Origin of the sequence: Catellatospora sp. IY07-71, from assembly GCF_018326265.1 — a bacterium.
Lineage (GTDB): Bacteria > Actinomycetota > Actinomycetes > Mycobacteriales > Micromonosporaceae > Catellatospora.
The window spans coordinates 3,427,053-3,449,112 of sequence record NZ_AP023360.1; the positions used below are offsets into that span (position 1 = coordinate 3,427,053).

A 22,060-nucleotide genomic window follows, 5' to 3' on the forward strand; every position below is an offset into this window, starting at 1 on the left:
ACTCCCGGCCCGGTCGCCGCAGACGCGTGCCGACACCCCTCGAGGAAGGAGACGAGCATGGCGCAGCCTGACGCCGGTGGTGGCGGGCGACGCGGGGACACCCGTGCTCGCGCGCTGGCCGTCGCGCTGCGGATGTTCGCCGAGCGCGGATACGCCAACAGCTCGCTGCGCGAGATCGCCGACCGGCTCGGCGTGACCAAGGCGGCGCTGTACTTCCACTACCGCAGCAAGGACGACCTGCTGGCCGCGATCCTGCGCGAGTACGTCGACGACCTCGGCGATCTGCTCGACGACGCCGCGCACCGGCCCGCGAGCCCGGCCACCTGCGAGTGGCTGGTCCGCGAGCTCGCGCGGCAGCGCGGCCGGTGGGGCGCGGACCTGCTCCGGCTGATCCGGCAGAACTACGCCGAGATCAGCGGTCTGCCCGTGGTGGCCGACATGCGGCAGGCACACCGGCGGCTGCTGCTGGCCCTGGCCGGGCCGGACGGAGACCTCGTGGGCCGGGTGCGGGCGCAGGCGGCTCTGGTGGCGCTGGAAGGGCCGGTGCTGCTTCCCGGCGATGACGAGGACGAGCAGGCGTCGCGTGAGGCGGCGCTCGCGGTCGCGCTGGAGATCGTGCGCGCTCGCCCCTGACCGGCCTCAGCTCGCGTCGGCCGCCGGTTGCCGGGGCGGGTGCTGCCTCGTACGCGGATCGTGCAGCCACCAGCGGGCGAAGTAGCGGGCGGACAGGCCGTGGACCAGGATGCTGAGGCTGATGACGACCACGACGACGTCGGCGACCCAGTCGGCGTCCAGGCCGCTCAGCTGCTCCAGGGCGATGATGCCCAGCACCATGCTGTCCAGGCCGCGCGGGCCCCAGAAGCCCAGCGCCCAGCGCTCGCGCCACGGCAGGTGCGTGCCGAGCAGCGACAGCGCGACCGGGAGCATGCGGATCAGGGTGAGGCTGAGGAACGCGTACACGAAGACCCGCCACTCCAGGCCGTCCATGAACGCGGGCACGATCAGCGAGCCGAACACGAACCACACCGCCGCCGACAGCACGGTCGAGAAGTCCTCGACGGTCTGCAGCGAGCTGCGCGGCATGCCGGGGGCGGTGGCCCGGGTGGCGACGCCGGCGACGAACGCGGCGACGAAGCCGTTGCCGTGCAGCACCTCGGCCGCCGAGAACGCGGTGATGGCGAGGGCGAGCACGCCGACGCGCTCGGCCTCGACGGTGCTCCAGCGCAGGTGGCGGGCCATGGTGATGAGCTTGGCGCCGCCGACGCCGACGACGACGCCCGCGATGAGGGCGATGAGCAGCTCGATGAGGACGCTCTGCACGTCGACGGTGGCCAGCGCCCCGGCGAGCATGAGCAGGACCAGCGGTGCGGCGAGGCCGTCGTCGAGGCCGCTGACCACGGTGATGGTGTGCCGGGTGCCGGCGGGCAGCCGGTCGTCGTGGAGCATCGGCAGGATGGGGGTGGAGTCGGTGGCGGCCAGGACGGCGCCGATGATGGCGCAGACCCACCAGCCGGCGCCGGGCAGCAGCGGCACCCCGGCCAGGAAGCCGAGCAGCACGGTGAGGGGAAAGGCGATGAGCAGCATGCGGATGGGTACGCCGCGCTGCTCCTTGAGCCAGCGCATGCTGATGTCGGTGGCGTCGGTGAACAGGACGAACGCGAGGGTCAGCTCGACGAGGTGGCGTACGACGGGCCCGGTGACCTCGATGTCGACGAGCGGGTCGCCGCCGCTGGTGAGGACGAGTCCGGAGGCGGCCATGGCGATGGGCACGGTGACGCTGTAGCGCTGTGCCCGGCGGGAGACGACGGCCCACGCGACGAGCACCACGCCCAGCATCAGTACGGCGAGCACCGGCTACCCCACATCCCCCTATTGTGGGCGATTTCGCCTGGTTCGCGGATGGTTCTGCACGAGATACGGCGTGGCTGGTTTAACGGCCGGGCGGTCGGGCATGGGGTGCTGCGCTCGATCGGTCGGCGTACCCGAGCTGGACTCGCGACCCGGTGTACCGCTGCGGTGATCTTTCGCTTATCTTGATGCCGCAGGGCCCCTGACCGGCTCGGCGCCAGTTCCGGACGGGACGCACCGTGCCGTGGCACGACTTCAGGGGAGGCAGTAGTGGCGCAGCCACAGTCCGAGCAGGTGGAACATGCTCGCGTTCTGATCACCGAGCTGGGGCGGCTGCTGTCCGACATCACCGGCGGGCGTGACGCCGCGCAGGTGCACGGGCGGCTGCTGGACCTGTTCGACGCCGCCGAGCACGACAGTCGCGTCGACGCGATGGAGGTCGGGCGGCAGGAGTTCACCGCGATCTGGGACGCGATCCGGCGGGGCGCCGCGCTGCCGGAGACGGCCTGGGAGCAGGTCGTGCTGCCCACCGTGGTGGCTTTCAGCAGCCCTCAGCAGGAGAAGATCCGGCTGGAGCGGGCGACGTCGTCGTGGCTGGCCGCGCGAGCCGCCGTCGACGCGGTGCCGGACTATCCCGCAGCCGTGACGGCGGCCGCGGCCGCCGCTGCCGCCGCCGCGGCGCAGGCCGCCGAGCCCGCGGACGCGCCGCCCGCCGCGCCTGCCGCGGCGCACTCCTGGCCGGAGACGCCGGTGCGCGCACCGGCCGAGCAGGTGCCCGCGCCGGACCCGGACGCCCCGCGCCGCTCCGGCCCCGGGTCGCGCCGGGCCAGGTCGGGTCCCGACCGGCGGGTGCTGGTCGCGGTGTCGGTCGCCGTGCTGGCCACGGTCGCCGTGATGGTGGTGCTGCTCAACAAGGGCGGCATCGGGGAGCTGCCGATGTCGCTGCAGGACGGCGTGCCCTCGCCGGGGCTGTCGTCCGGGGTGGCCACCGGCGAGAGCGGTCCGGTCACCCTGCCGACCGCGCCGCCGACGGCCAGCGCGGCACCGCTGCCCTTGAAGACGGGCGAGCCGACGCCGGTGCCCACCTGGACGCCTGCCGCCCCGACGGCAGGGGCGACGCCGCGCCCGCCGCAGCCGCCGACCGCGCCGCGGAACCTGGCCGCCGTCGCCTCGGACGCGCACAACGTGTGGCTGTCCTGGTCGCCGCCGGCCGACGGCGGCTCGGGCGGGATCTCCTACTACCGGATCGTGCGCAGCGGGGTGCAGCTCGGCTGGACCACCTCGACCAGCGTCACCGTCGGCAAGCTCACCCCCGGGACCAAGTACACGTTCTGGGTCGTCGCGTACAACGGGGCGGGGCTCTCCTCGCCCGCGAGCAACCTGGTCACGGTGACCACGGCGTCGCCGCCCACCACGCCGCCGTCGGCGCCGCCGGCCTCGCCGTCGCCGGTCGAGCCGTCGCCGTCGCCGTCCCCGGAGCCGTCCACGGCCGAGCCGTCGCCGTCGCCGAGCGACCCGCCGTCGCCGTCCCCGGCGGAGTCGTCGCCCGACCCGGAGCCCGGCGACCCCGGCGACGGGCTGTAGACCAGCCGTCACCGAGCACCGAGCCTGTGGCTCCCCGGGAGCTGAGGTAGATGCCGACCCGAGCGCGCGTCCGTGTATGCGGGCGCGCGCTCGTCGCTTCGGGCCCCTGACCTGCTCTGGATGGTTCGCCGCCCGGCGGCGCGGCCACCTTCGAGCCTTCCTGAGGTGATTTCGTGAATTGGTCCCCGTGGGGCGGGCGACCGTAGCATGCCGACGCACCGCCCGATGGCCTCCGAAATCGCCACTATGCCCCGTGCGAGGAATGATGCCTGGTCGCAGCAGGACAGCGGTCATGATCACAGCGCTCGACGCCGAGTTCAACGCCGTGATGGGCCACCTTTCGGGAAGCCGAGAGATGGTCCACCCCTCCGGCACCGTCTACCGGGCGGGTGAATTCAGCGGCGACCGGGTCGACTGGAAGATCGCCGTCGTGAATCGGCGCGGGCAACCCGATCGTGGGCATCGAGACCAGTCATGCTCTGGACTATTTCCGCCCGGATATCGCAGTGTTCGTGGGCGTAGCCAACTGTTGGCGGTTGAGCGAGCTTTGGCGCGCTTGAGTATGCGCTGGTGTGTCGGCTTGCTGGGTGGGTGCGGGCGGTTGGTGGGATTGTCGTAGCCGATGGCTAGTCTGCTCGTGTGTCTGGTGTGGCTGGTGGTGTGGTGGTGCAGGCGTATCGTTTCGCCCTGGACCCGACCCCGGCCCAGGACCGTGACCTGCACCGGCATGCCGGTGCCGGGCGGTTCGCGTTCAACTGGGCTCTGGCCGCGGTGCGTGCCAACCTCGGCCAGCGCGCCGCCGAACGCACCTACGGCCTGGACGGTGAGCAGCTGACCCCGGTGCTGGGCTGGAACCTGCCCGCGCTGCGCCGCGCCTGGAACACCGCCAAGCCCCAGGTCGCGCCGTGGTGGGGGCAGTGTTCGAAGGAGGCGTTCAACACCGGCCTCGACGGTTTGGCGCGGGCGTTGGGCAACTGGTCGGCGTCGCGGTCGGGCCGTCGTGCCGGGCCCAGGGTGGGGTTTCCGAGGTTCCGGTCGCGGCGGCGGGTGACGCCGTCGGTGCGGTTCACCACCGGCACCATCCGCGTGGAGGACACCCGCCATCATGTGACCCTGCCCAGGCTGGGCCGCATCCGCACCCATGAGTCGACCCGGAAACTGGCCCGCCGTCTGCACGGGGGCACGGCTCGGATCCTGTCGGCCACCGTCCGCCACACCGGCGGGCGCTGGCACGTGTCGTTCACCGTCGAGGTCACCCGCACCGTCCGCGCCCCCGCCCGCCCTCAGGCCACCGTCGGAGTCGACCTTGGTGTCGCCAGCCTGGCGGTGCTGTCGACTGGGCAGATCCTGCCCAACCCCCGCCACCTGAACCAGGCACAAGCGCGGCTGCGTACCGCAGCCCGGACCCTGTCCCGGCGCCAGGGCTCGGACCGGCGCACCGGCCAGCAACCGTCGCGCCGCTGGCGGCAGGCCAAGACCCGCCTGGCCCGCGCACACGCGCGGGTGGCGAACCTGCGCGCCGACGGCCTGCACAAACTCACCACCAGCCTGGCCGCCACCTATGGCACGATCGTGGTCGAGGACCTCAACGTCGCCGGGATGATTCGCAATCGGCGTCTGGCCCGGCACATCGCCGACGCCGGGTGGGCCACCCTGCGCCGGCACTTGGAATATAAGACCACCTGGAACGGCGGCCGCCTGGTCGTGGCCGACCGCTGGTTCGCCTCCTCAAGAACCTGTTCATCCTGCGGCGTGGTGAAACCCAAGCTGCCGCTGCAGGTACGGACCTACACCTGCGAGCACTGCGGCCTGTGCCTGGACCGCGATCTGAACGCGGCGATCAACCTGCAGCAGTACGTCGACCGGAGTGGCCGGCAGACGTTAAACGGCCGTGGAGCCAACCGTGAGACCACCCTCGTGGTGGCAGGTGGCTGTGAAACGACCACCCCGCACCACCAGCCCGGTGGGTTAGACGGGGACCGTCGGCTGGCAACGGCCGACTGCAACACGAGTACTCACTAGAGATCACTCAATTGCAACGGCCGTTCGCGCTGTTCGCGTGGTTCGCCGATCGGCAGATGGACTGGTTCGAGGAGCAGTCGGGCACGCCGTTCCCTACGAGTGGGTGTCGAAGCTGTCCGGAGCCCTGAGCTACTTACGGTGACGAATGCCGCCTGGTGAACATGGGTCTTCCCAACTGAGTGGTCAGTCAGTCAGACTCGTGGCGTGACGCATGACGTGATCATCATCGGTGGCGGGCACAACGGGCTCGTCGCGGCTGCCTACCTGGCGCGCGCCGGGCGCCGGGTGGTGGTGCTGGAACGACGGCACACCGTGGGCGGCGCCGCCGTGTCCGAGCGCCCGTTCGGGCCCGACTTCCTGGTGACCTCGCTGTCATACGTGGTCAGCCTGCTCCCGCCCGACATGGTCGCCGACCTGCGCCTGGCCGAGCACGGCTACCACGTCTACCCGCAGGGCCCCTACTTCGCGCCCCGGCGCGACGGCCGCCACCTCTTCCTGGCCGCCGACCCCGGGCGGCGCCACGACGAGATCGCCAAGTTCTCGAAGGCCGACGCGGAAGCGTACGAGCGCTGGGAGTCCTGGCTGGGCGGCCTCGGCGCCAAGGTCGGCCCGCTACTGGACGCCATCCCGCCCAAGCTCGGCTCCAAGCACCCCGGCGACCTGCTCGCCCAGGCCGGGCTGCTCAAGACGCTGCGCAAGGTCGACGTGCGGGCCGCGTTCGACCTGACCCGGCTGTTCACCGCCAGCGTCGCCGACCTGGTCGAGGAGCGCTTCGAGTCCGACGCGATGCGGGGCCTGCTGTCGGTGTCCGGCGTCATCGGCACCTGGGGCGGCCCGCGCAGCGCCGGCACCGCGTTCGTCACCCTGCACCACCACCTCGACCAGACCGGCGGGCAGTCCGCCGCCTGGGGGTTCCCGCGCGGCGGCATGGGCGGCGTCACCGCGGCCCTGGCCGCCTCGGCCCGCTCCTTCGGCGCCGAGATCCGCACGCAGGCCGCCGTGGCGCGCATCGACACCCGCGACGGGCGCGTCACCGGCGTCACGCTGGAGTCCGGCGAGCAGCTCACCGCCCCGGTCGTCATCACCACCGCGCACCCGAAGATCTCGTTCCTGCGGCTCATGGACCGCGACGAGCTGCCCGGGGACTTCGTGGCCGACATCGAGTCGTGGCAGACCCGCTCCGGCACCGTGAAGGTCAACTTCGCGGTGGATCGGCTGCCGGTGTTCAGCGGCCACCCGGACTTCGACCCGGACGTGTACGGCGGCACGATCGTGCTGTCGGAGTCGCTCGACGACGTGGAGACCGCGTTCCAGGAGGCCGCCGCCGGGCGGGCCGCGACGCTGCCGTTCGCCGACGTGTGCATCCCGTCGGTGCTCGACCCGACCCTGGCGCCCGAGGGCAAGCACGTGGTCAGCATGTTCACCCAGTGGGTGCCGCACACCTGGGCCAAGCAACCCGACCCGGCGGGGCTGGCGGCGTACGCCGACCGGCTCGTGGCGCGGATGGAGCAGGTCGCGCCCGGGTTCGCCGCCTCGGTCATCGGGCGGCAGGTCATCGGTCCGCACGAGATGGAGACCGAGTACGGCCTCGTCGGCGGCAACATCTTCCACGGCGAGCTGACCCCGGGGCAGATGTTCCACTGCCGCCCCGCGGCCGGGTACGCCGACCTGCGTACCCCCATCAAGGGCCTCTACCAGGCAGGGTCCGCCACACACGGGGGTGGCGGGGTCACCGGGATCCCGGGCCGCAACGTGGTGCGCCAGGTCGTGCGCGACACCCGCCGGGGGCGGCGATGACCGCCGCGCCGCTCCCGGCCGACGGCCTGGACGCCGCCCTGCGCCCGTTCGGGTACTCCCGGATGCTGCCGGTCGCCGCCTACACCGACCCTGCGGTCTTCGCCTGGGAGCGGCGGCACCTGTTCGCCGGGTCCTGGACCTGCCTCGGGCGGCGTGCGCAGCTGGCCGCCGAGGGCAACCAGCATGCGCTGACGGTCGGTGACGTCTCGGTCGTGGTGACGCTGACCGACGAGGGGGTACGGGCGTTCGCCAACGCCTGCCGGCACCGGGGCCACGAGCTGCTGCCCGGCGGCGGCACGTGCGAGCGGCGGGCGCTGGTGTGCCCGTACCACGGCTGGGCCTACGACCTCGACGGGACGCTGCGGACCGCGCCGCGGATGGGCGAGGAGTTCGAGGCGAAGCGGTTCGGGCTGGTGGAGCTGCCCGCGGTGGACTGGCACGGGTGGGTGTTCGTCAACGCGACCGGCACGGCGCTGCCGTTCGAGGAGCACCTGGGCACGCTCGACCGGCTCGTGGCGCCCTACGCGCCGGAGAAGCTCGCGGTCAAGGCCGTGCACCGCTACGAGGTCGCCGCGAACTGGAAGGTCATCGCCGAGAACTACCACGAGTGCTACCACTGCCCGCTGATCCACCCGGAGCTGTGCGCGGTCACCCCGCCGAACTCCGGCGACAACTGGCACGAGCCCGGCCACTGGCTCGGCGGGTCCATGGAGCTGCGCGAGCACGCCCAGACGATGTCGCTGGACGGCAGCTCGCACGGGGTGATGCTGGACGGGGCCGACCCGCGGACCGTGCGGTATCTCGGGCTGTTCCCGAACGTGCTGCTGTCGCTGCACCCGGACTACGTCATGGCGCACCGGATGACGCCGCTGGCCGTGGACCGGACGCTGGTCGAGTGCGTGTGGCTGTTCGACGAGGCGGTCACCGACCCGTCGTACGCGGTCGACTTCTGGGACGTGACCAACCGGCAGGACTGGGCGGCGTGCGAGTCGGTGCAGCGGGGGCTGTCGTCGCCGCACTTCACGCCGGGGCCGCTCGCGCCGAACGAGAACGCGATCTACGACTGGGTGACGCTACTGGCGCGGGCGTACCGGGATCCGGCGGCGGTGTTCGGTCGGCCCTGACCGCCGCGCGTGGCAGCATGGGTCTGATGGACGTGGATCTGTTCGCGGGAGTCCCGGTGAGTGACTACGCGACGGCGGTGGCCTGGTACGGGCGGCTGCTCGGCGGGCCGCCGTCGTTCCTGCCCAACGACACCGAGGCGGTGTGGGAGCTGGGCGAGCACCGCTACCTGTACATCGACGTGCGGCCGGAGCGGGCGGGCAACGCCATGCACACGATGTTCCTCGGGGACTACGACGACCGGCTCGCGCAGATCGCCGCCCGTGGACTGCAGCCCGATGAGGTCGAGACCTACGGCAACGGCGTACGCAAGGCGATCTTCCACGACCCGGACGGCAACGAGATCGGCTTCGGCGGCGGGCCGGTCTAACGCCCGCAGCGCCCCGGCAGGCGCTTGCTCGCCTGCGTATCGCGAGTCAGGTCAGCCGCAGCCGGGCGATCCGCACACCGCCGCGCCCGCCGGTGGCGATCGCCTGCTCTCCGCCGATGCTCAACAGCACGGGACCGAACCCGGCCGCGGGCTCGTCCAGCAGCTCGCCGGTGAGCGCGTCCCAGCGGCGTACCACCTCGTCATCGCCTGAGGTGAGCAGGTGCGCGTGGTCCCCGACCCGCAGCGGGAGCACCGTGGCAGAACCCGGGTGGGCCTGGATCGGTGTGCCCACCGGCTCGCCGGTCAGCGGATCCCAGCGCCGCACCTCGCCTGCCGAGTCACCGGTCGCGAGCAGGGTCCGGCCGTCGGCGAGGGTGACCGCCCGCATCCAGTGCACGATGCTCTCGTGACCGGCCAGCGGAGGGCCGATCTGGCTGCCCGTCGCGGGATCCCAGCGGTAGATGACCTTCGACCAGCCGGTCGCCAGGACGATCGGGTCGCGGCCGGGCACCTCGATCGCCGACACGGCGACGATGTGATCGTCGTGGCTGCCGAGGTCCGGCAGCGGCTGCCGGGTGGCCGCGTCCCACCGGTGGACCGTGAACGGCCCGAGGAACCCGGCGCCGAACAGGGTCAGGGTGCCGTCGCGCATGCGCGCCACGGACATGCCCGCGACGGTGTCGTCGACCGACTCGTCTCTGCCGAGCTCCTCGCCCGTGAGGGCGTCGTGCCACCACACGCCGTACTCGGTGGAGACCGCCAGCACGGGAGTGCGGCCGCGGGGGTGGCAGACGATGAAGTCGTGGGTGCCGGGCCAGTCGGCGTCGAAGACCGTGACCTGCTCGCCGGTGGCCGGGTCCCAGGCGCGGACCACGTCGGAGCCGCCCGTCAGCAGGCGTGTTCCGCCGCCCGGTCCGCGGAACGTGCGCAGCACCCATGCCGTCCCCGGATGCGGCAGCACCCGCTCCTCGAACATCGGCTCCCGTTCCGCCGTCAGGCCGTATACAGCGGTGGTTCAGCGGCAGGTGAAGCCGGGGTGGGCCGTCACCTCTCCGTCGGCACGCTTCACCATCAGGTGGTTGCCCTCCACCCAGACGGTCTCGCCGGCATGGACCAGCACCGGCCGGTCGAGGTTGAAGCGGCCCCACTCGCTGATCAGGGTCAGGCGATCGGCTTGCTCACGGGACGCCGGAGTCGGGTGCCACATGCGGGGAAGTCTCGCATACCTGGAGCCGTCCAGGGAGCATGGAGCTGCTGCATGCTCCCTGAAGCGTCGGCTGGAGGGCTCCCTGAAGCGGAGGTGGCCGGTCAGGGAAGGAGGCCTCCGGCGGGGGCCGACCGACGCCGAGCACGCTCCTGCCCACGCCGAGATGCCGCTGGGCGAGCCGGTGGCGTCGGACCCGGCCCATATCCTCGGGACATGACGATCAAGCGGTTGGACAACGTCGGCGTCGTCGTCGACGACCTCGACGTGGCCGTCGCCTTCTTCACCGAGCTCGGCCTGGAGCTGGAAGGCAGGACGCCGATCGAGGGAAGCTGGGCGGGCCGGGTCGTCGGGCTCGACGACGTGCGCAGCGAGGTCGCGATGATGCGGATCCCCGGCGGGCCGGGCCGGCTCGAATTGGTGACGTACCACCACCCGAAGGCGATCGCCGCCGAGCCGGAGGTCACCCCGCCGAACACGCTGGGCCTGCACCGGGTCATGTTCGCCGTCGACGACATCGAGGAGACCCTCACCAGGCTGCGCGCCCACGGTGCTGAACTCGTCGGCGAAGTGGTGCGCTACGAGGACAGCTTCCTGCTCTGCTACCTGCGCGGGCCGGGCGGGATCATCGTCGCGCTGGCCCAGGAGCTGAGCTGAGCCGTCACGATGTCCGCCTTGGTGAGCACGCGGTGACATAGGTCGCGCCGTTCAGGATCCCAGTAGGTCGAGACCGAATCCGATGACGAAGAGCAGCAGGCCCAGCCAACGCACGAGGTGGCCCGGGTTGGCTTTGTCGAGCAGCGCCGCCGGTACGCCGAGTACGAGTTGCGCTAGCAGCCAGCCGATGCCGATCAGAGGAAATCTGGCACCAGCGGTCTGCTCCGGCCGCCCCAGGGCAAGAAAGATCAACAGTGCGATCGGTGCTACGACGAACGGGCCGATGAAGAGTGGCGTCGAGGTGACCTTCGACCAATCCGCGAAGAGCAGGATCAGCAGGAAAAGGTTGATGCCGAATAGAAGGATCCCGGCGGCGGACAACACAGCGCCGTTGTGCGTCCGATCGGGTTCGGCGCGGAATGCGGATAGCTGAGCGATGACGACTCTCAGCCGGGCGGTCATCTGCTGCCCGGCGCGCCGCAGCCGTTCCGGCCCGATGAGATCGAGGATCACGACAAGCCCGGCCGCGAACTGCAGGACCTTTCCAGCTCGAGCCCACCAGAGGACGGTCCTGCCCCATAGCGGCTCACCCGATGCCGAACGTCCATCCAGCCATACCCGGCCGGCACGCATGAAATCGGTATTGCCGTCACCGATGAGCAGACCGAACGCCCCCACCGCGAACAGAGCGACAGTAAGGGTGAGGAAGGCTTGATCAAACCTCCACGCGCGCCCGAGGCCGGCTGATGACGACGCTCTGCCGGAGGTGGCTTCCGACACCCTCGGGCGTGGGACATCGGCGGGCGGATCCTGCTTGGCAGGCGGATCCGGCGCCGGGACGCCGGAGGTCGTGCTTGTGCGGCGTGCCGCTTTCGAGCCGGACCGTTGTCGGGGCATCGGTGGTTCTCCTGAGGTGGGAGACGTTGCGCGCAGGATAACCCCTACCGGCGTGCAGCTTCCGTGCCGCGTGTGCAGATCAGGGCGTCCACCGCCAAGTCTCCGATCTTGACGTTGCGAGGCGGTCCGGTGCGGCAGCGGCAGGTAGCACCTATACGCGTGCAGCAGCCCCCTTGGCCCAATCCCTCGGTGCCTCGACGAGTTTGCAGCGGAGCGCGTCGCGGATCAGCGAAGCGTCCTCCCCGAACGGGCTGCTGAGATCCCAGTACTCGTGGCTGAGCGCGTCATCATCGGGTTCGAGGCGGCCGATCAGGCCGGCGATCTCGTCGAGCTCGAAGTAGGTGGCGGCCGCGGCGAACGCAGCGATCTGCCCGGTCCAGCCGTCCAGCGGCCAGGCGGCACCGTTGGCCATCGCGCCGTTGTGGAACCACATCAGGTAGGACAGGTGCACCAGCCCGACCGGGCCCTCCGGCACCGCCACCCACGGCTCCAGGTCGACGGCACGGTCGATGATCGCTTCGACACGGTCGCGATCGAGGTATTCGCCCGCGCCCCAGCGCCAATCCAGCGAGTGCACCCAGCGGTAGTCCGCGCCGGGCGCGCGCAGGATCTCCAGACCACGGGCACGGGGCAGGACGTTCGTGCCGGACTCGACCAGGTGAAGATCCCGGCCGCGGATGCGCCGCTCGACCCGGCAGTGGTCCGGATCGCTGACCCACACCATCACACCGTCGTGCTCGAAGACCGGTTTGGTCTCCGGATCGACCCACGAGTAGGTCGCCTCGAGATCGGCCGGATCGATGACGCGCTGCCGTTCACGAGCCTTGTACAACCGCAGTCTGATCACGCCCCATTGTGCAGGCGTGGTCCGGCACGGCGGTGGCTCCGGAACTCGCGCCCCTCGCCTGGTGATCCAGCGGCTCGCAGTGCCACCACCCGGCGTTCCACACACTGTCTATAACGGACGACGACCTCGCGGCGGCCGTCTCGCGTTCTGATGGTCCGCACCCCGCGCACTCAACATCAGAGCAGGTCAGACCGCTTCAGCTACGTGCCGCTGGAATGCTGGCGCTCGCCTGGGCGGACCAGGCCGGTCTCGTACGCGATGACGACGAGCTGGGCACGGTCGCGGGCGTCGAGCTTGGTGAGCAGCCGGCTGACGTAGGTGCGGGCCGTGTCGGGGCTCAGGTGCAGCACCGCGCCGATCTCGGCGTTGGTGAGCCCGCCGCCGACCTGCGCCAGCACGTCGCGCTCCCGGTCGGTCAGCCCGGCCAGCCGGGCCGTGTCCCGGACCGGGGCGTGGGCGGCCGCGGCCAGGACACGGCGGGTGACGGCGGGGGACAGCAGCGCGTCACCGCCCGCGACGGTGCGCACGGCCTCGCGCAGGGCCTCCGGGGTGGTGTCCTTGAGCAGGAACCCGGCCGCGCCCGCGCGGATCGCCTCGAACAGGTACTCGTCGTCGTCGAACGTGGTCAGCATGACCACCTGCACCCTGGCCAGGCGCGGATCGGCCAGGATGCGGCGGGTGGCCTCGATGCCGTCGACCCCGGGCATCCGCACATCCATGAGCACCACGTCAGGCTGCTCGGCGCGCACCACGTCCACGGCGGAGGCGCCGTCGCCCACCTCGCCGACGATGTCGATGTCGGGCGCGCGGTCGAACACGGCCCGCAGGCCGGTGCGGATGAGGTGCTGGTCGTCGACGAGCACCACGCGCAGCGGGCTCATCGGGCGCCCGCCGGCAGGGGCAGCTCGGCGTGCACGCGGAAGCCGCCGGTGTCGGCCGGGCCGACGTCGACGCTGCCGCCGAGCAGGGTGACCCGTTCGGACATGCCGCGCAGGCCGTAGCCGTGCTCGTCGAGCCTGCCGTGCGGGTCGGGGCCGTCGCCGTCGTCGACGACGTCAAGGTGCAGCCGGGCGCCGGTGGCGTCGACGTTCACCTCAGCGCGGCTGGCTCGGGCGTGGCGCAGGACGTTGGTCAGCGCCTCCTGGACGACCCGGTACGCGGTCGTGCCGACGACCGTGGGCAGCGCCTGCAGATCGCCTTCCAGGCGCAGGTCCACGGGCAGGCCGCTGCGGCGTACCCCGTCGACCAGGGCGGGCAGGTCGCCGATGCCCGGGTCGGGGTGGCGGGGGCCGGTGTCGCGGCGCAGCGTGCCCAGCGTGGCGCGCAGCTCGGACATGGCCCCGCTCCCGGCGGCGTGGATGGCGGCCAGAGCCGCCCGCGCGTCGTCCGGTGCGCCTTCGGCCAGGGCCTCCTGCGCCACGGCCGACTGCAGGGTCACCACGGAGACGGCGTGGCCGAGGGTGTCGTGCACCTCGCGGGCGATGCGCAGCCGCTCTGCCTCGACCTGCCGGGCCGCTTCGGCGCGGCGCTCCTCGGCGGCGGCCGTGGCCTGCCGGGCGAGTTCGGCCCGCAGCGCCCGCCTGCTGCGTACGGCGTCGCCGAGGGCGATGACGGCGACCATCAGCGCCGCCTGCGAGCCGAGGTCGACCCCGAGCACGATCGAGGGGTCGTCGCCCTCGGCCAGCCGCGCGGCGATCGAGGAGGCCAGCAGGGCTCCGGCGACCAGGCTCGCGGCGCGTGCCCGGCCCTGGTCGGCGGCGACGTAGAGCACGGCGGCGGTGTGCACGGCCAGCCCGACGGGTGCGAGGTCGAGCATGTAGTAGGCGATCACGCCGACTGCGGCGGCCAGCAGCGCGGGCACCGGGTGGCGGCGGGCCAGCAGGGGCAGCGCGCCGAACGCGGCGGCGAAGCAGTAGCCGGTGATCAGCTGGGCGGGGGTGCCGCCGTGGGTGGCGACGGCGGCCGCCACGGCGAGGAAGGTGCCGGCGGCCAGCAGGGTGTCGATGCGGGTGGGTCGGTGGCCTGGCACGTTTCGAGCGTAGAGCGCCGTGGGCTGCTGCGCTGTCGCCACAGAGCGACACCTTCGCCTGTGGGGGTACGCCCGGAAGCGATCCCCGTCCGGCGGGAGCTGATCGCCGCGGGGTGCCGCAGGGGTGTCTCCTGGGCTGGGGCACAGGCCGCGGGCAGGGCGGCAGGTCGCCGGGTACGCCCGGAAGCGACCTCAGGTCGCGCTCGCAGGCGGCAGACGGGGCAGGTGGGGCGGCCTAGCGTTCTCGGCGACCTCGACCGCCGTGCCCGGACGGCGCGGCGGACCCCGGAAGGAACCCGCATGCTCAAGTACAGGCTGACCTGGATCGCGCTGACCATCCTGGTGTGGACGTCGATGCTGTCGTTCGGCGGTGTCGCCGCCGAGACGGTGATGCTCTACCCGAACATCTTCGTCGATCCGCCCGAGTCGCTGGTCCGGGCGCGCGAGTTCATCATCGCGGGCGGGCCGAGCGACTACTTCCCGCCGCTGGGCGCGAGCGTGGTCGTGAGCAGTGCCGTCACGGTCCTGCTGACCTGGCGCAACCAGCGGCTGCGCTGGTGGACGGCGGGTGCGGCGGTGACGTTCCTGCTGTGCGAGTTCGTGTTCTCGGCGGTGTTCTTCTGGCCCCGCAACGAGATCATGTTCGTCGACCCGGTCGGCACCCACAGCGCCGAGTACCTGCGGCAGGTCGCCGCCGAGTTCGTCGCCGGGCACTGGGTGCGGGTCGCCGGCGGCGCTGTCACCGCGGTCCTGGCGTTCACGGCGCTGATCCGCTGGGCGCGTTCGTCGGCTGCCTCGTCGACGGCGGTGACCGGGGCGGCCGGCGCTCCGGCTGCGGCCGTGACGCCAGTGGCGGCGGCTTCGGCGGGTGTCCAGGCGGAGGCGGGCCGATGACCGCCGGGCCGCGGGCGCTCGGGTTCAGCCGGCCGGTGCTCGTGGGACTGGCCGTGCTCGCCGCGCCGAGGGTCGTCCTGCACGACCTGGACCTCGTGCAGGAGGGCACGTTCGTGAACGCGCTGCTGGTGTTCGTGCCGCTGGTGTGCTGGATCGCGGCGGTGCTGTGGCGGCGCCCGCCGCGTCCGTTCCTGACCCTGGTGGTCGTCGGCGCGATCTACGGCGTGTTCCTCGCCACCGGGCACCAGCTGCTGTGGTCGGCCTCGTTCGACGGCGCCGGTCCAGGGCTCGGCGGCAACCTCGCCGAGGTCGATCCGGCCGTGCAGGAGGTGATGCTGCGTACGGCCGCCGTGCTGTCGAGCCTCGTCACCGGCGTCGTCGTCGGTGTCGTGACCGGCGCGGTCGCGGCGCTGCTGTGCCGGGTCGTGCCGCAGCGCCGCTGACGGCCGGACGGGACGGGATCCGCCGGAGGGCGAGGACTCGTGCAGTGCCCGGCGTCGTCGGCGGCGGCAGCTCATGCCGTCGAGCCCGGCCGCCACTCCTCGGCGAGGAGCCCCAGCAGCACCTCGTCCACGAACTCGCCCAGCACCCACGCCGCGGAGCGCAGCACGCCCTCGCGGACGAAGCCGTTGCGCTCGGCCGAGCGCAGCATCGCCGTGTTGTCCGACAGGGTGTCGATCTGCAGCCGGTGCAGGCCGCGTACGACGAAGCCGTAGTGGCACAGCACCGCGACGATGTCGGTGCCGTAGCCCTTGCCGCGCGCCGACGGCCGCAGCCCCATCCCGAGGTGCGCGAACCTGTGGTGGGTGTCGATTCCCCACATCGACGCGATGCCGATCAGGGTGCCGCCTTCCAGTTCCACCACGGAGAACGGCACGTGCCGCTCGTCGGTGTCGGTCACGACGAACCGTGAGTCCTTCGAGCCGGGCGGGATCGGCCGCCACGGCCGGCCGTCGGACCGCGCGGTGTTGGCCACGTCGTCGTAGAGCTCGGTCTGCAGGATCGGGATGTCGTCCTCGTGCCGGGCCCTGAGCCCGACCTTGCTTCCCCTAAGCATGCAAGGTTCCTATCCGACCGGGTCGGCCGGCGGCAAACCGATTAGGCACCTCAACGGTCGGCCAGGAGGTCCCGGCGGGCGCCGGTCAGGAGACCGGCCGGCCGATGCTGCCGCGGACCATGTCCGACCAGGCGGTGTCGGCCTCGATCTCGGCCAGGCGCGGCTCGGTGAGGATGACGACGTTGCCGTCCGGGTCGGTCAGGGTCAGGTCGGTGCTGCGCCACGGTGTCGGCGCGGGGCCTTCGACCGTGCCGCCCTGTGCCGCGGCCAGGTCCGCGGCGCGCTGCGCCAGGTCGTCGCCGCCTGCGGCCATGACCACCCGCAGCCCGCCGGTCGCCGTCCCGCGTGCGGGGACCACGAGGATGTCCTGGTATCGCTGGCGCCGCAGGTGGACGAGCATCGTCGCGCCGTCCGGGCCGGGCATCGCGGCCAGCACGACGAACCCGGCCGCCTCGTACCAGCGGGTGGTGGCCTGCAGGTCGGCCGCCTCGAACTTCACGAACGCGGGCATCGGGTAGATGTCGCGGTCGATGCCGGGGGCGGGGCGGGGTGCCGACTCGGTCATGGGAGCCCTCCTTGCTCGGGTGTCTCGTTCCCGGGCAAGGTTGTCGCCTTCCGTCGGGTGAGGGTCAAGCCGCTTCCGGCGAGCGTCAGGCGGCCAGGCGGGTGCTCGGTCAGCTGCCGAGGCGTGCGGCGTACACCGCCATGGCGTCGCGGACGAACAGGGCGGTGCCCGCGCCGTGGCGGTCGTAGTTCGCGCCGTAGCGGTCGTCGGCGGCGTACAGCTCGCCGAGACCGAGCAGGTACTCCCGGGACGGTGGGGTGTCGCCGGTGAGCCAGCCGACCAGGCGGCCGGTGATCTGCTGGACCTCGTCTGCGCCGGGAGCGGCGCCGGACCGGCGGGCGTGGGCGAAGTCCTGGGCGATGCCGGTGAAGCGCTGCTGGAACGCGGTGCGTTCGGCGGTGCTCAGCTCGCGCCACCAGCGGTCGCCGCGCGTGTATGCGTCGCGGCCCCAGCGGCGGGTCACCTCCGCTTCGTGCCGGGTGTGGTCGAAGCCGTCGAAGATCTGTTCGGGCATGAGCGGTTCACCCTCCTCTGTCGTGCGGATCGTCGCCTTGACCGACCCGATCTGCCGGTCGATGCGGTCGCGTTCGTGTTCCAGCAGCCGCAGGTGTGTACGCAGCGCGGCAGTGGTGCTCTGCTGTCCGGCGAGGACCGCGGAGATCGCGGGCAGGCCGAGGCCGAGTTCGCGCAGCAGCAGGATCCGCTGCAGGCGGACCAGGCAGTCCTGGTCGTAGAAGCGGTGCCCGTTGCGGCCGACGCGGCTCGGGCGCAGCAGGCCGAACTCGTCGTAGTGACGCAGCGTGCGGCTGGTGGTCCCGGCCAGCCGGGCGACGTCCTGGATCGACCACTCCACGACCGGCCTCCCCGTGATCCTCGTGCGGCGCCTGCCACGGTATGGGTTGACGCTGCGTCAACGTCAACCGTGCAGTGGGGTCGCGCGAACGGCTGACGGTGGTGCGTCCTGCGGGTGACGACCGCTGGCCGGGCTGTCGTCGACCAGCCTAATGTGCCGATATACCCCCGAAAGCCCCCACGGGTGTCACGGTTCAGGAGGGCTGGATCATGTCCGGACCGGCGCTTACGTCACGCCACACCGTCTCCTTCGTCACGGCTACCGCCGTCCTGGCCGCGATGCTCGCCGTGCCTGCGGCCGCATCGGCCGATCCCGTCGAGGGGCCCGCCGCGACCGTGGTGCGTGACGAGCCGTGTCCGCCGCCGGCCGGGTTCCGGCCGGGCCGGTTCGAGGACTCGACCGACCTGGACAGCCGCTACCAGCCGCTGCCCGCCGGGACCGAGCTGACCTGGCAGGTGTACGCGAACGACGGCGGGCAGGCGCTGCCGCGCACCGTCGTGCTCACCGCCACCGACCTGGTCAAGCGGATCGACGGGGTGTGGGCGCGGGTGCTGTGGCAGCGCAGGCTCACCGAGGGCGTGGTGACCGAGTCGGCGCTGGTGTTCCAGGCCCAGGACGACGACCGCGGCGTGTGGCAGGTCGGGGCGTATCCGGAGCTGCTCGCGGACGGGGCGGTGACCGGTGCGCCGGAGGCGTGGATCGCGGGGGTGGCCGGGGCGCGGGCCGGGGTCGTCGTGCCGGGTGACCCGGAGGAGGACGAGCCGCCGTACCTGCGGGCCGAAGCGCCCGGCGTTGGGCTGCTGCGCTGCGGGTTCGTGGTGGACCGGTCGGCGCGTGAGGTGTGTGCGCCGTCGATCTGCTACGACGGGGTGCTGGTCGTGGAGGAGTTCAGCCCGTTGCTGGCGCCGCCGGTGCGGCACTCCTACCTGCCGGGAGTCGGGATGATCGCGGCGGCGCAGGCCAACACCGACGGGGAGACGCTGTTCCTGACCGGCAGGCGGCGGCTGTCGATCGACGACCGGCTGGCGGCGGCCGAGGCGGCGCTCGGGCTGGAGGAGCGGGCGTACGCGGGCAGCGAGGTCTACGCGGGGACGGAGGCGATGCGGCTGCTCGCGGCCGACGCGGATTCGCGGGCCGTCCGGCGGGCACTGGGGGACCGGGTCCACTGAGCTTTACCCCTGGCAGCGGGCGCCGACGGGGGTGGTCGGCGCCCGCTGCGCTGCGCTGATCCGGTACGGCGCGTTGACATGTGATTGGTCATGTTGGAATCTGTCGAGGTGCGATACCTGATCTCCACGACCGGGCACGGGACCCTCGCCCCGCGCGCCCACCTGGCAAGCGACGCGGCCCGGCTCTCACTCAACGGCACCTGGCGGTTCCGGTTGTCGCCCCTCGCGGACCTGCCCGAGGACTTCGCCGAGGCCGGGTACGACGACAGCGGGTGGGACGAGATCGCCGTGCCGTCGCACTGGCCGCTCGCCCGGCGGGACGGCTCGTGGGGCAACCCGATCTACACCAACGTGCGGTATCCGATCCCGGTCGACCCGCCGCACGTGCCGACGGAGAACCCCACCGGTGATCACCGGCTCGTGTTCGACCTGCCCGAGGACTGGCCGGGCGGGGACGCGGTGCTGCGGTTCGGCGGGGTCGACTCGTGCGGGCGGATCTGGCTCAACGGAGTCGAGCTGGGCGTCACCGCCGGCAGCCGGCTGCCGAGCGAGTACGCGGTCGGGGAGCTGCTGAGGGCGGGCGGGAACGTGCTCGCGGTGCGGGTGCACCAGTGGTCGGCGCAGACGTACGTCGAGGACCAGGACATGTGGTGGCTGCCGGGGATCTTCCGGGACGTCACGCTGCTCGCCCGGCCGGTGGGCGGGCTGGGCGACGTGCGGGTCGAGGCCGGGTACGACCACCGGACCGGGCTGGGCAGGCTGCGCGTGGACACGGCCGCCGGGGCGGTGCTCACGTGCGCGGAGCTCGGGCTTTCGGGCGTACCCGCCGATGGGGTTCATGAGGTCGCGGTGGAGCCGTGGACCGCGGAGACGCCGCGGCTCTACCGGGTGGAGGTGGCCACGGGCGCGGAGCGGGCCGTGGTGGCCGTCGGGTTCCGGAGTGTGGCGGTCGAGGACGGGCTGATCAAGGTCAACGGGCGGGCGGTGCTGTTCCGGGGGGTGAACCGGCACGAGTTCGATCCCGATCACGGGCGGGTGGTCGGGGAGGAGCTGATGAGGGCCGATCTGGTGCTGATGAAGCAGCACAACATCAACGCGGTGCGGACCAGCCACTACCCGCCGCATCCGCGGTTCCTGGAGCTGTGTGACGAGCTGGGGTTCTGGGTGATCGACGAGTGCGACCTGGAGACGCACGGGTTCCAGGAGAGCGGGTGGCGGCGCAATCCGACCGATGAGCCGGCGTGGCGGGAGGCGCTGGTGGGGCGGGCCGAGCGGATGGTCGCGCGGGACCGCAACCACCCTTCGGTGATCATGTGGTCGCTGGGGAACGAGGCGGGGGTCGGGGAGAACCTCGGGCACATGGCGGCGGCGATCCGGGCCCTGGACTCCTCCCGGCCACTGCACTACGAAGGGGACCGCAGCTGCCGGTACACCGACGTGTACAGCCGCATGTACGCCTCCCACGCCGAGGTCGAGGCCATCGGGCGGGGCGAGGAGGAGGCGCTCGACGATCCGGAGCTCGACGCGCGGCGGCGGGCGATGCCGTTCATCCAGTGCGAGTACGGGCACGCCATGGGCAACGGGCCCGGCGGGCTGGCGGAGTACCAGGAGCTGTTCGAGCGGTACGAGCGGCTGCAGGGCGGGTTCATCTGGGAGTGGATCGACCACGGCATCCGCAGCCGGACCGCCGACGGGCGCGAGTTCTACGCATACGGCGGGGACTTCGGGGAGGAACTGCACGACGGCAACTTCATCTGCGACGGGCTCGTGTTCCCGGACCGTACTCCTTCACCTGGACTGCTCGAATACAAGAAGGTCATCGAGCCCATCCGTCTTCGTGATGCCGGGTCGGGCGCCTTCACCGTCCAGAACCGGTACGACTTCGCCGAGCTGAGCGGGCTGGTGCTGCGGTGGGCGTATGAAGTCGAGGGCGTGGAGCAGGCAGGTGGCGAGCTGCCGTGCCCGGTGCTCGCGGCCGGCAAGAGCGAAACCGTCGCGCTGCCCGCGCTGGACCTGCCGGTCCTGCCCGGTGAGGCGTGGTGGACGGTGCGAGCCGTGCTGGCTGCCGACAGTGCCTGGGCTCCTGCAGGTCATGAGGTCGCCTGGGGGCAGTGGCCCGCGTGCTTGCCTGGCGGCGGCTCAGCTTCGGCGGCGGGACAGCCGGTTGACGCGGGCGGCACGGTAGATGCGCCGGCCGCAGGGCACGGCGAGCCCGAAGGTGTGCCGGCCGACACGACAGAGCCGGGTGAGGCAACGGCAGAGGGCTGGGCGGCGGCCCGGCAGGCGCGGTTCGACGAGCGGGGGAGGCTGGTCGAGTTCGCGGGGATCGAGCTGGTCGCGCCGCGGGTGGACGTGTGGCGGGCGCCGACCGACAACGACGCGCACGCGCTCGCGGCGAAGTGGCGGTGGGCCGGGCTGCACCGGGTGCACGAGCGCACCGTGTCCGTGGAGTGGGACGAGCGGGCGCTGACGGTGCGGACGCGGGTCGCGCCGGCCGCGGTCGACTTCGGGCTGCACGTCAAGTACCGGTGGAGTGAGGCCGGCGGGGTGCTGCGGCTGGACCTCGCGGTCAGCGCCGACGGGGTGTGGAACGTGCCGCTGCCCCGGCTCGGGCTGCGACTGGCCCTGCCCGGCGGGTACGACCGGGTCGAGTGGTTCGGGCGGGGGCCCGGTGAAGCATATGCGGATACGCGGCTCGCCGCCCGAATCGGGCGCCACCGCAGCACGGTCGACGCCATGCAGACGCCGTACGTGGTCCCGCAGGAAAACGGGTCGCGCCTCGACGTGCGCTGGGCCGAGTTGACCGACGCATCCGGGCGCGGGCTGCGCATCGAGGGCGACCCGGTGTTCCAGCTCACGGCACGCCACTGGACGTCAGAGCAGCTCGACGCTGCCCGCCACCAGACCGACCTGGTCCCGGGCGAGCGCATCTGGCTGAACATCGACCTCGCCCAGCACGGCATCGGCAGCAACTCCTGCGGCCCTGGGGTCCTGCCTCAACACGAACTCCACGCTGGCGACCACACCTTCTCCCTCCGGTTCACCCCACTGCACTGACCAGCTCGCGGCGGCCGGCGGGCCTGCTGCCCATCGCCGATCTTGCGTGAACTGTGGGTACGACACGCCCAAGGCGGGCGAATGGGCA

General features: G+C 72.2%; 21 protein-coding genes. 11 read left to right on the top strand and 10 right to left on the bottom strand.

All coding sequences use genetic code 11. The features are described 5' to 3' along the window. Nucleotides 1–57: 57 nt before the first annotated feature. Complete coding sequence (locus CS0771_RS15690; protein ID WP_212841665.1) at nt 58–633, top strand: TetR/AcrR family transcriptional regulator; 576 nt, start codon at nt 58–60, stop codon at nt 631–633. 6 nt (nt 634–639) lie between these two features. Here CS0771_RS15690 and CS0771_RS15695 read toward each other — a convergent pair whose 3' ends face one another. Next, entirely contained in the window at nt 640–1,851 is a 1,212-nt protein-coding gene (locus CS0771_RS15695) for a sodium:proton antiporter (protein WP_212841666.1), read from the bottom strand. Nucleotides 1,852–2,118: 267 nt separating this feature from the next. Here CS0771_RS15695 and CS0771_RS39435 point away from each other — a divergent pair, with 267 nt between their 5' ends. The 5 genes from CS0771_RS39435 to CS0771_RS15720 all read left to right on the top strand — a co-directional run bounded on the left by CS0771_RS39435 (nt 2,119) and on the right by CS0771_RS15720 (nt 8,743). Further along, nucleotides 2,119–3,432: a fibronectin type III domain-containing protein gene (locus CS0771_RS39435; RefSeq protein WP_212841667.1), complete on the top strand. Its 1,314-nt coding sequence runs from the start codon at nt 2,119–2,121 to the stop codon at nt 3,430–3,432. Between the two features lie 639 nt (nt 3,433–4,071). After that, on the top strand, nt 4,072–5,454 hold the full coding sequence (gene tnpB / locus CS0771_RS15705; RefSeq protein WP_212841668.1) for an IS607 family element RNA-guided endonuclease TnpB: 1,383 nt from the start codon (nt 4,072–4,074) through the stop codon (nt 5,452–5,454). Nucleotides 5,455–5,658: 204 nt separating this feature from the next. Continuing rightward, the gene (locus tag CS0771_RS15710; RefSeq protein WP_212841669.1) at nt 5,659–7,251 is read left to right on the top strand and encodes an NAD(P)/FAD-dependent oxidoreductase; all 1,593 of its coding nucleotides are present in this window, start codon (nt 5,659–5,661) and stop codon (nt 7,249–7,251) included. After that, entirely contained in the window at nt 7,248–8,375 is a 1,128-nt protein-coding gene (locus tag CS0771_RS15715) for an aromatic ring-hydroxylating dioxygenase subunit alpha (protein ID WP_212841670.1), read from the top strand. Before CS0771_RS15710 ends, CS0771_RS15715 begins: the two co-directional genes overlap by 4 nt. Before the next feature lie 26 nt (nt 8,376–8,401). Next, nucleotides 8,402–8,743: a VOC family protein gene (locus CS0771_RS15720; RefSeq protein WP_212841671.1), complete on the top strand. Its 342-nt coding sequence runs from the start codon at nt 8,402–8,404 to the stop codon at nt 8,741–8,743. A gap of 46 nt (nt 8,744–8,789) precedes the next feature. Here the strand turns inward: CS0771_RS15720 and CS0771_RS15725 are convergent, their stop codons facing one another. Both CS0771_RS15725 and CS0771_RS15730 read right to left on the bottom strand, forming a co-directional pair. Continuing rightward, nucleotides 8,790–9,719 (bottom strand): WD40 repeat domain-containing protein, encoded by a 930-nt coding sequence (locus tag CS0771_RS15725; RefSeq protein WP_212841672.1) that lies wholly within the window; start codon nt 9,717–9,719, stop codon nt 8,790–8,792. A gap of 39 nt (nt 9,720–9,758) precedes the next feature. Beyond that, the gene (locus CS0771_RS15730) at nt 9,759–9,950 is read right to left on the bottom strand and encodes a hypothetical protein (protein ID WP_212841673.1); all 192 of its coding nucleotides are present in this window, start codon (nt 9,948–9,950) and stop codon (nt 9,759–9,761) included. A gap of 213 nt (nt 9,951–10,163) precedes the next feature. On the opposite strand from CS0771_RS15730, the gene CS0771_RS15735 reads away from it, so the two are divergent. Next, entirely contained in the window at nt 10,164–10,604 is a 441-nt protein-coding gene (locus CS0771_RS15735) for a VOC family protein (protein WP_212841674.1), read from the top strand. A 51-nt stretch (nt 10,605–10,655) separates the two neighbouring features. Here the strand turns inward: CS0771_RS15735 and CS0771_RS15740 are convergent, their stop codons facing one another. The 4 genes from CS0771_RS15740 to CS0771_RS15755 form a co-directional block, all read right to left on the bottom strand. Beyond that, nucleotides 10,656–11,384: a hypothetical protein gene (locus tag CS0771_RS15740; protein WP_212841676.1), complete on the bottom strand. Its 729-nt coding sequence runs from the start codon at nt 11,382–11,384 to the stop codon at nt 10,656–10,658. A 268-nt stretch (nt 11,385–11,652) separates the two neighbouring features. Then, nucleotides 11,653–12,348, bottom strand: a complete 696-nt coding sequence (locus tag CS0771_RS15745; RefSeq protein ID WP_212841678.1) for a hypothetical protein — start codon at nt 12,346–12,348, stop codon at nt 11,653–11,655. A 200-nt stretch (nt 12,349–12,548) separates the two neighbouring features. After that, a complete protein-coding gene (locus tag CS0771_RS15750) occupies nt 12,549–13,229 on the bottom strand; it encodes a response regulator transcription factor (protein WP_212841679.1) in 681 nt (226 codons plus the stop codon). Further along, nucleotides 13,226–14,377: a sensor histidine kinase gene (locus CS0771_RS15755; RefSeq protein ID WP_212841680.1), complete on the bottom strand. Its 1,152-nt coding sequence runs from the start codon at nt 14,375–14,377 to the stop codon at nt 13,226–13,228. The genes CS0771_RS15750 and CS0771_RS15755 overlap by 4 nt, the downstream gene beginning before the upstream one ends. Before the next feature lie 300 nt (nt 14,378–14,677). Here CS0771_RS15755 and CS0771_RS15760 point away from each other — a divergent pair, with 300 nt between their 5' ends. Both CS0771_RS15760 and CS0771_RS15765 read left to right on the top strand, forming a co-directional pair. Then, complete coding sequence (locus CS0771_RS15760; RefSeq protein ID WP_212841685.1) at nt 14,678–15,271, top strand: DUF1772 domain-containing protein; 594 nt, start codon at nt 14,678–14,680, stop codon at nt 15,269–15,271. Continuing rightward, nucleotides 15,268–15,714 carry a hypothetical protein gene (locus CS0771_RS15765; protein ID WP_212841686.1) on the top strand — a complete coding sequence of 149 codons (447 nt, stop codon included), beginning with the start codon at nt 15,268–15,270 and terminating at the stop codon, nt 15,712–15,714. The genes CS0771_RS15760 and CS0771_RS15765 overlap by 4 nt, the downstream gene beginning before the upstream one ends. A gap of 71 nt (nt 15,715–15,785) precedes the next feature. Here CS0771_RS15765 and CS0771_RS15770 read toward each other — a convergent pair whose 3' ends face one another. From CS0771_RS15770 to CS0771_RS15780, 3 genes are all read right to left on the bottom strand, one after another. Continuing rightward, nucleotides 15,786–16,328: a GNAT family N-acetyltransferase gene (locus CS0771_RS15770; protein ID WP_212841687.1), complete on the bottom strand. Its 543-nt coding sequence runs from the start codon at nt 16,326–16,328 to the stop codon at nt 15,786–15,788. A gap of 85 nt (nt 16,329–16,413) precedes the next feature. Beyond that, nucleotides 16,414–16,893, bottom strand: a complete 480-nt coding sequence (locus CS0771_RS15775; protein ID WP_212841688.1) for a VOC family protein — start codon at nt 16,891–16,893, stop codon at nt 16,414–16,416. A gap of 109 nt (nt 16,894–17,002) precedes the next feature. Then, on the bottom strand, nt 17,003–17,746 hold the full coding sequence (locus tag CS0771_RS15780; RefSeq protein ID WP_212841690.1) for a MerR family transcriptional regulator: 744 nt from the start codon (nt 17,744–17,746) through the stop codon (nt 17,003–17,005). 209 nt (nt 17,747–17,955) lie between these two features. Between CS0771_RS15780 and CS0771_RS15785 the strand changes: the two genes are divergently transcribed. Beyond that, entirely contained in the window at nt 17,956–18,915 is a 960-nt protein-coding gene (locus CS0771_RS15785; RefSeq protein WP_212841691.1) for a hypothetical protein, read from the top strand. A gap of 90 nt (nt 18,916–19,005) precedes the next feature. Continuing rightward, on the top strand, nt 19,006–21,972 hold the full coding sequence (locus CS0771_RS15790; RefSeq protein WP_212841692.1) for a glycoside hydrolase family 2 TIM barrel-domain containing protein: 2,967 nt from the start codon (nt 19,006–19,008) through the stop codon (nt 21,970–21,972). Nucleotides 21,973–22,060 lie beyond the last annotated feature (88 nt).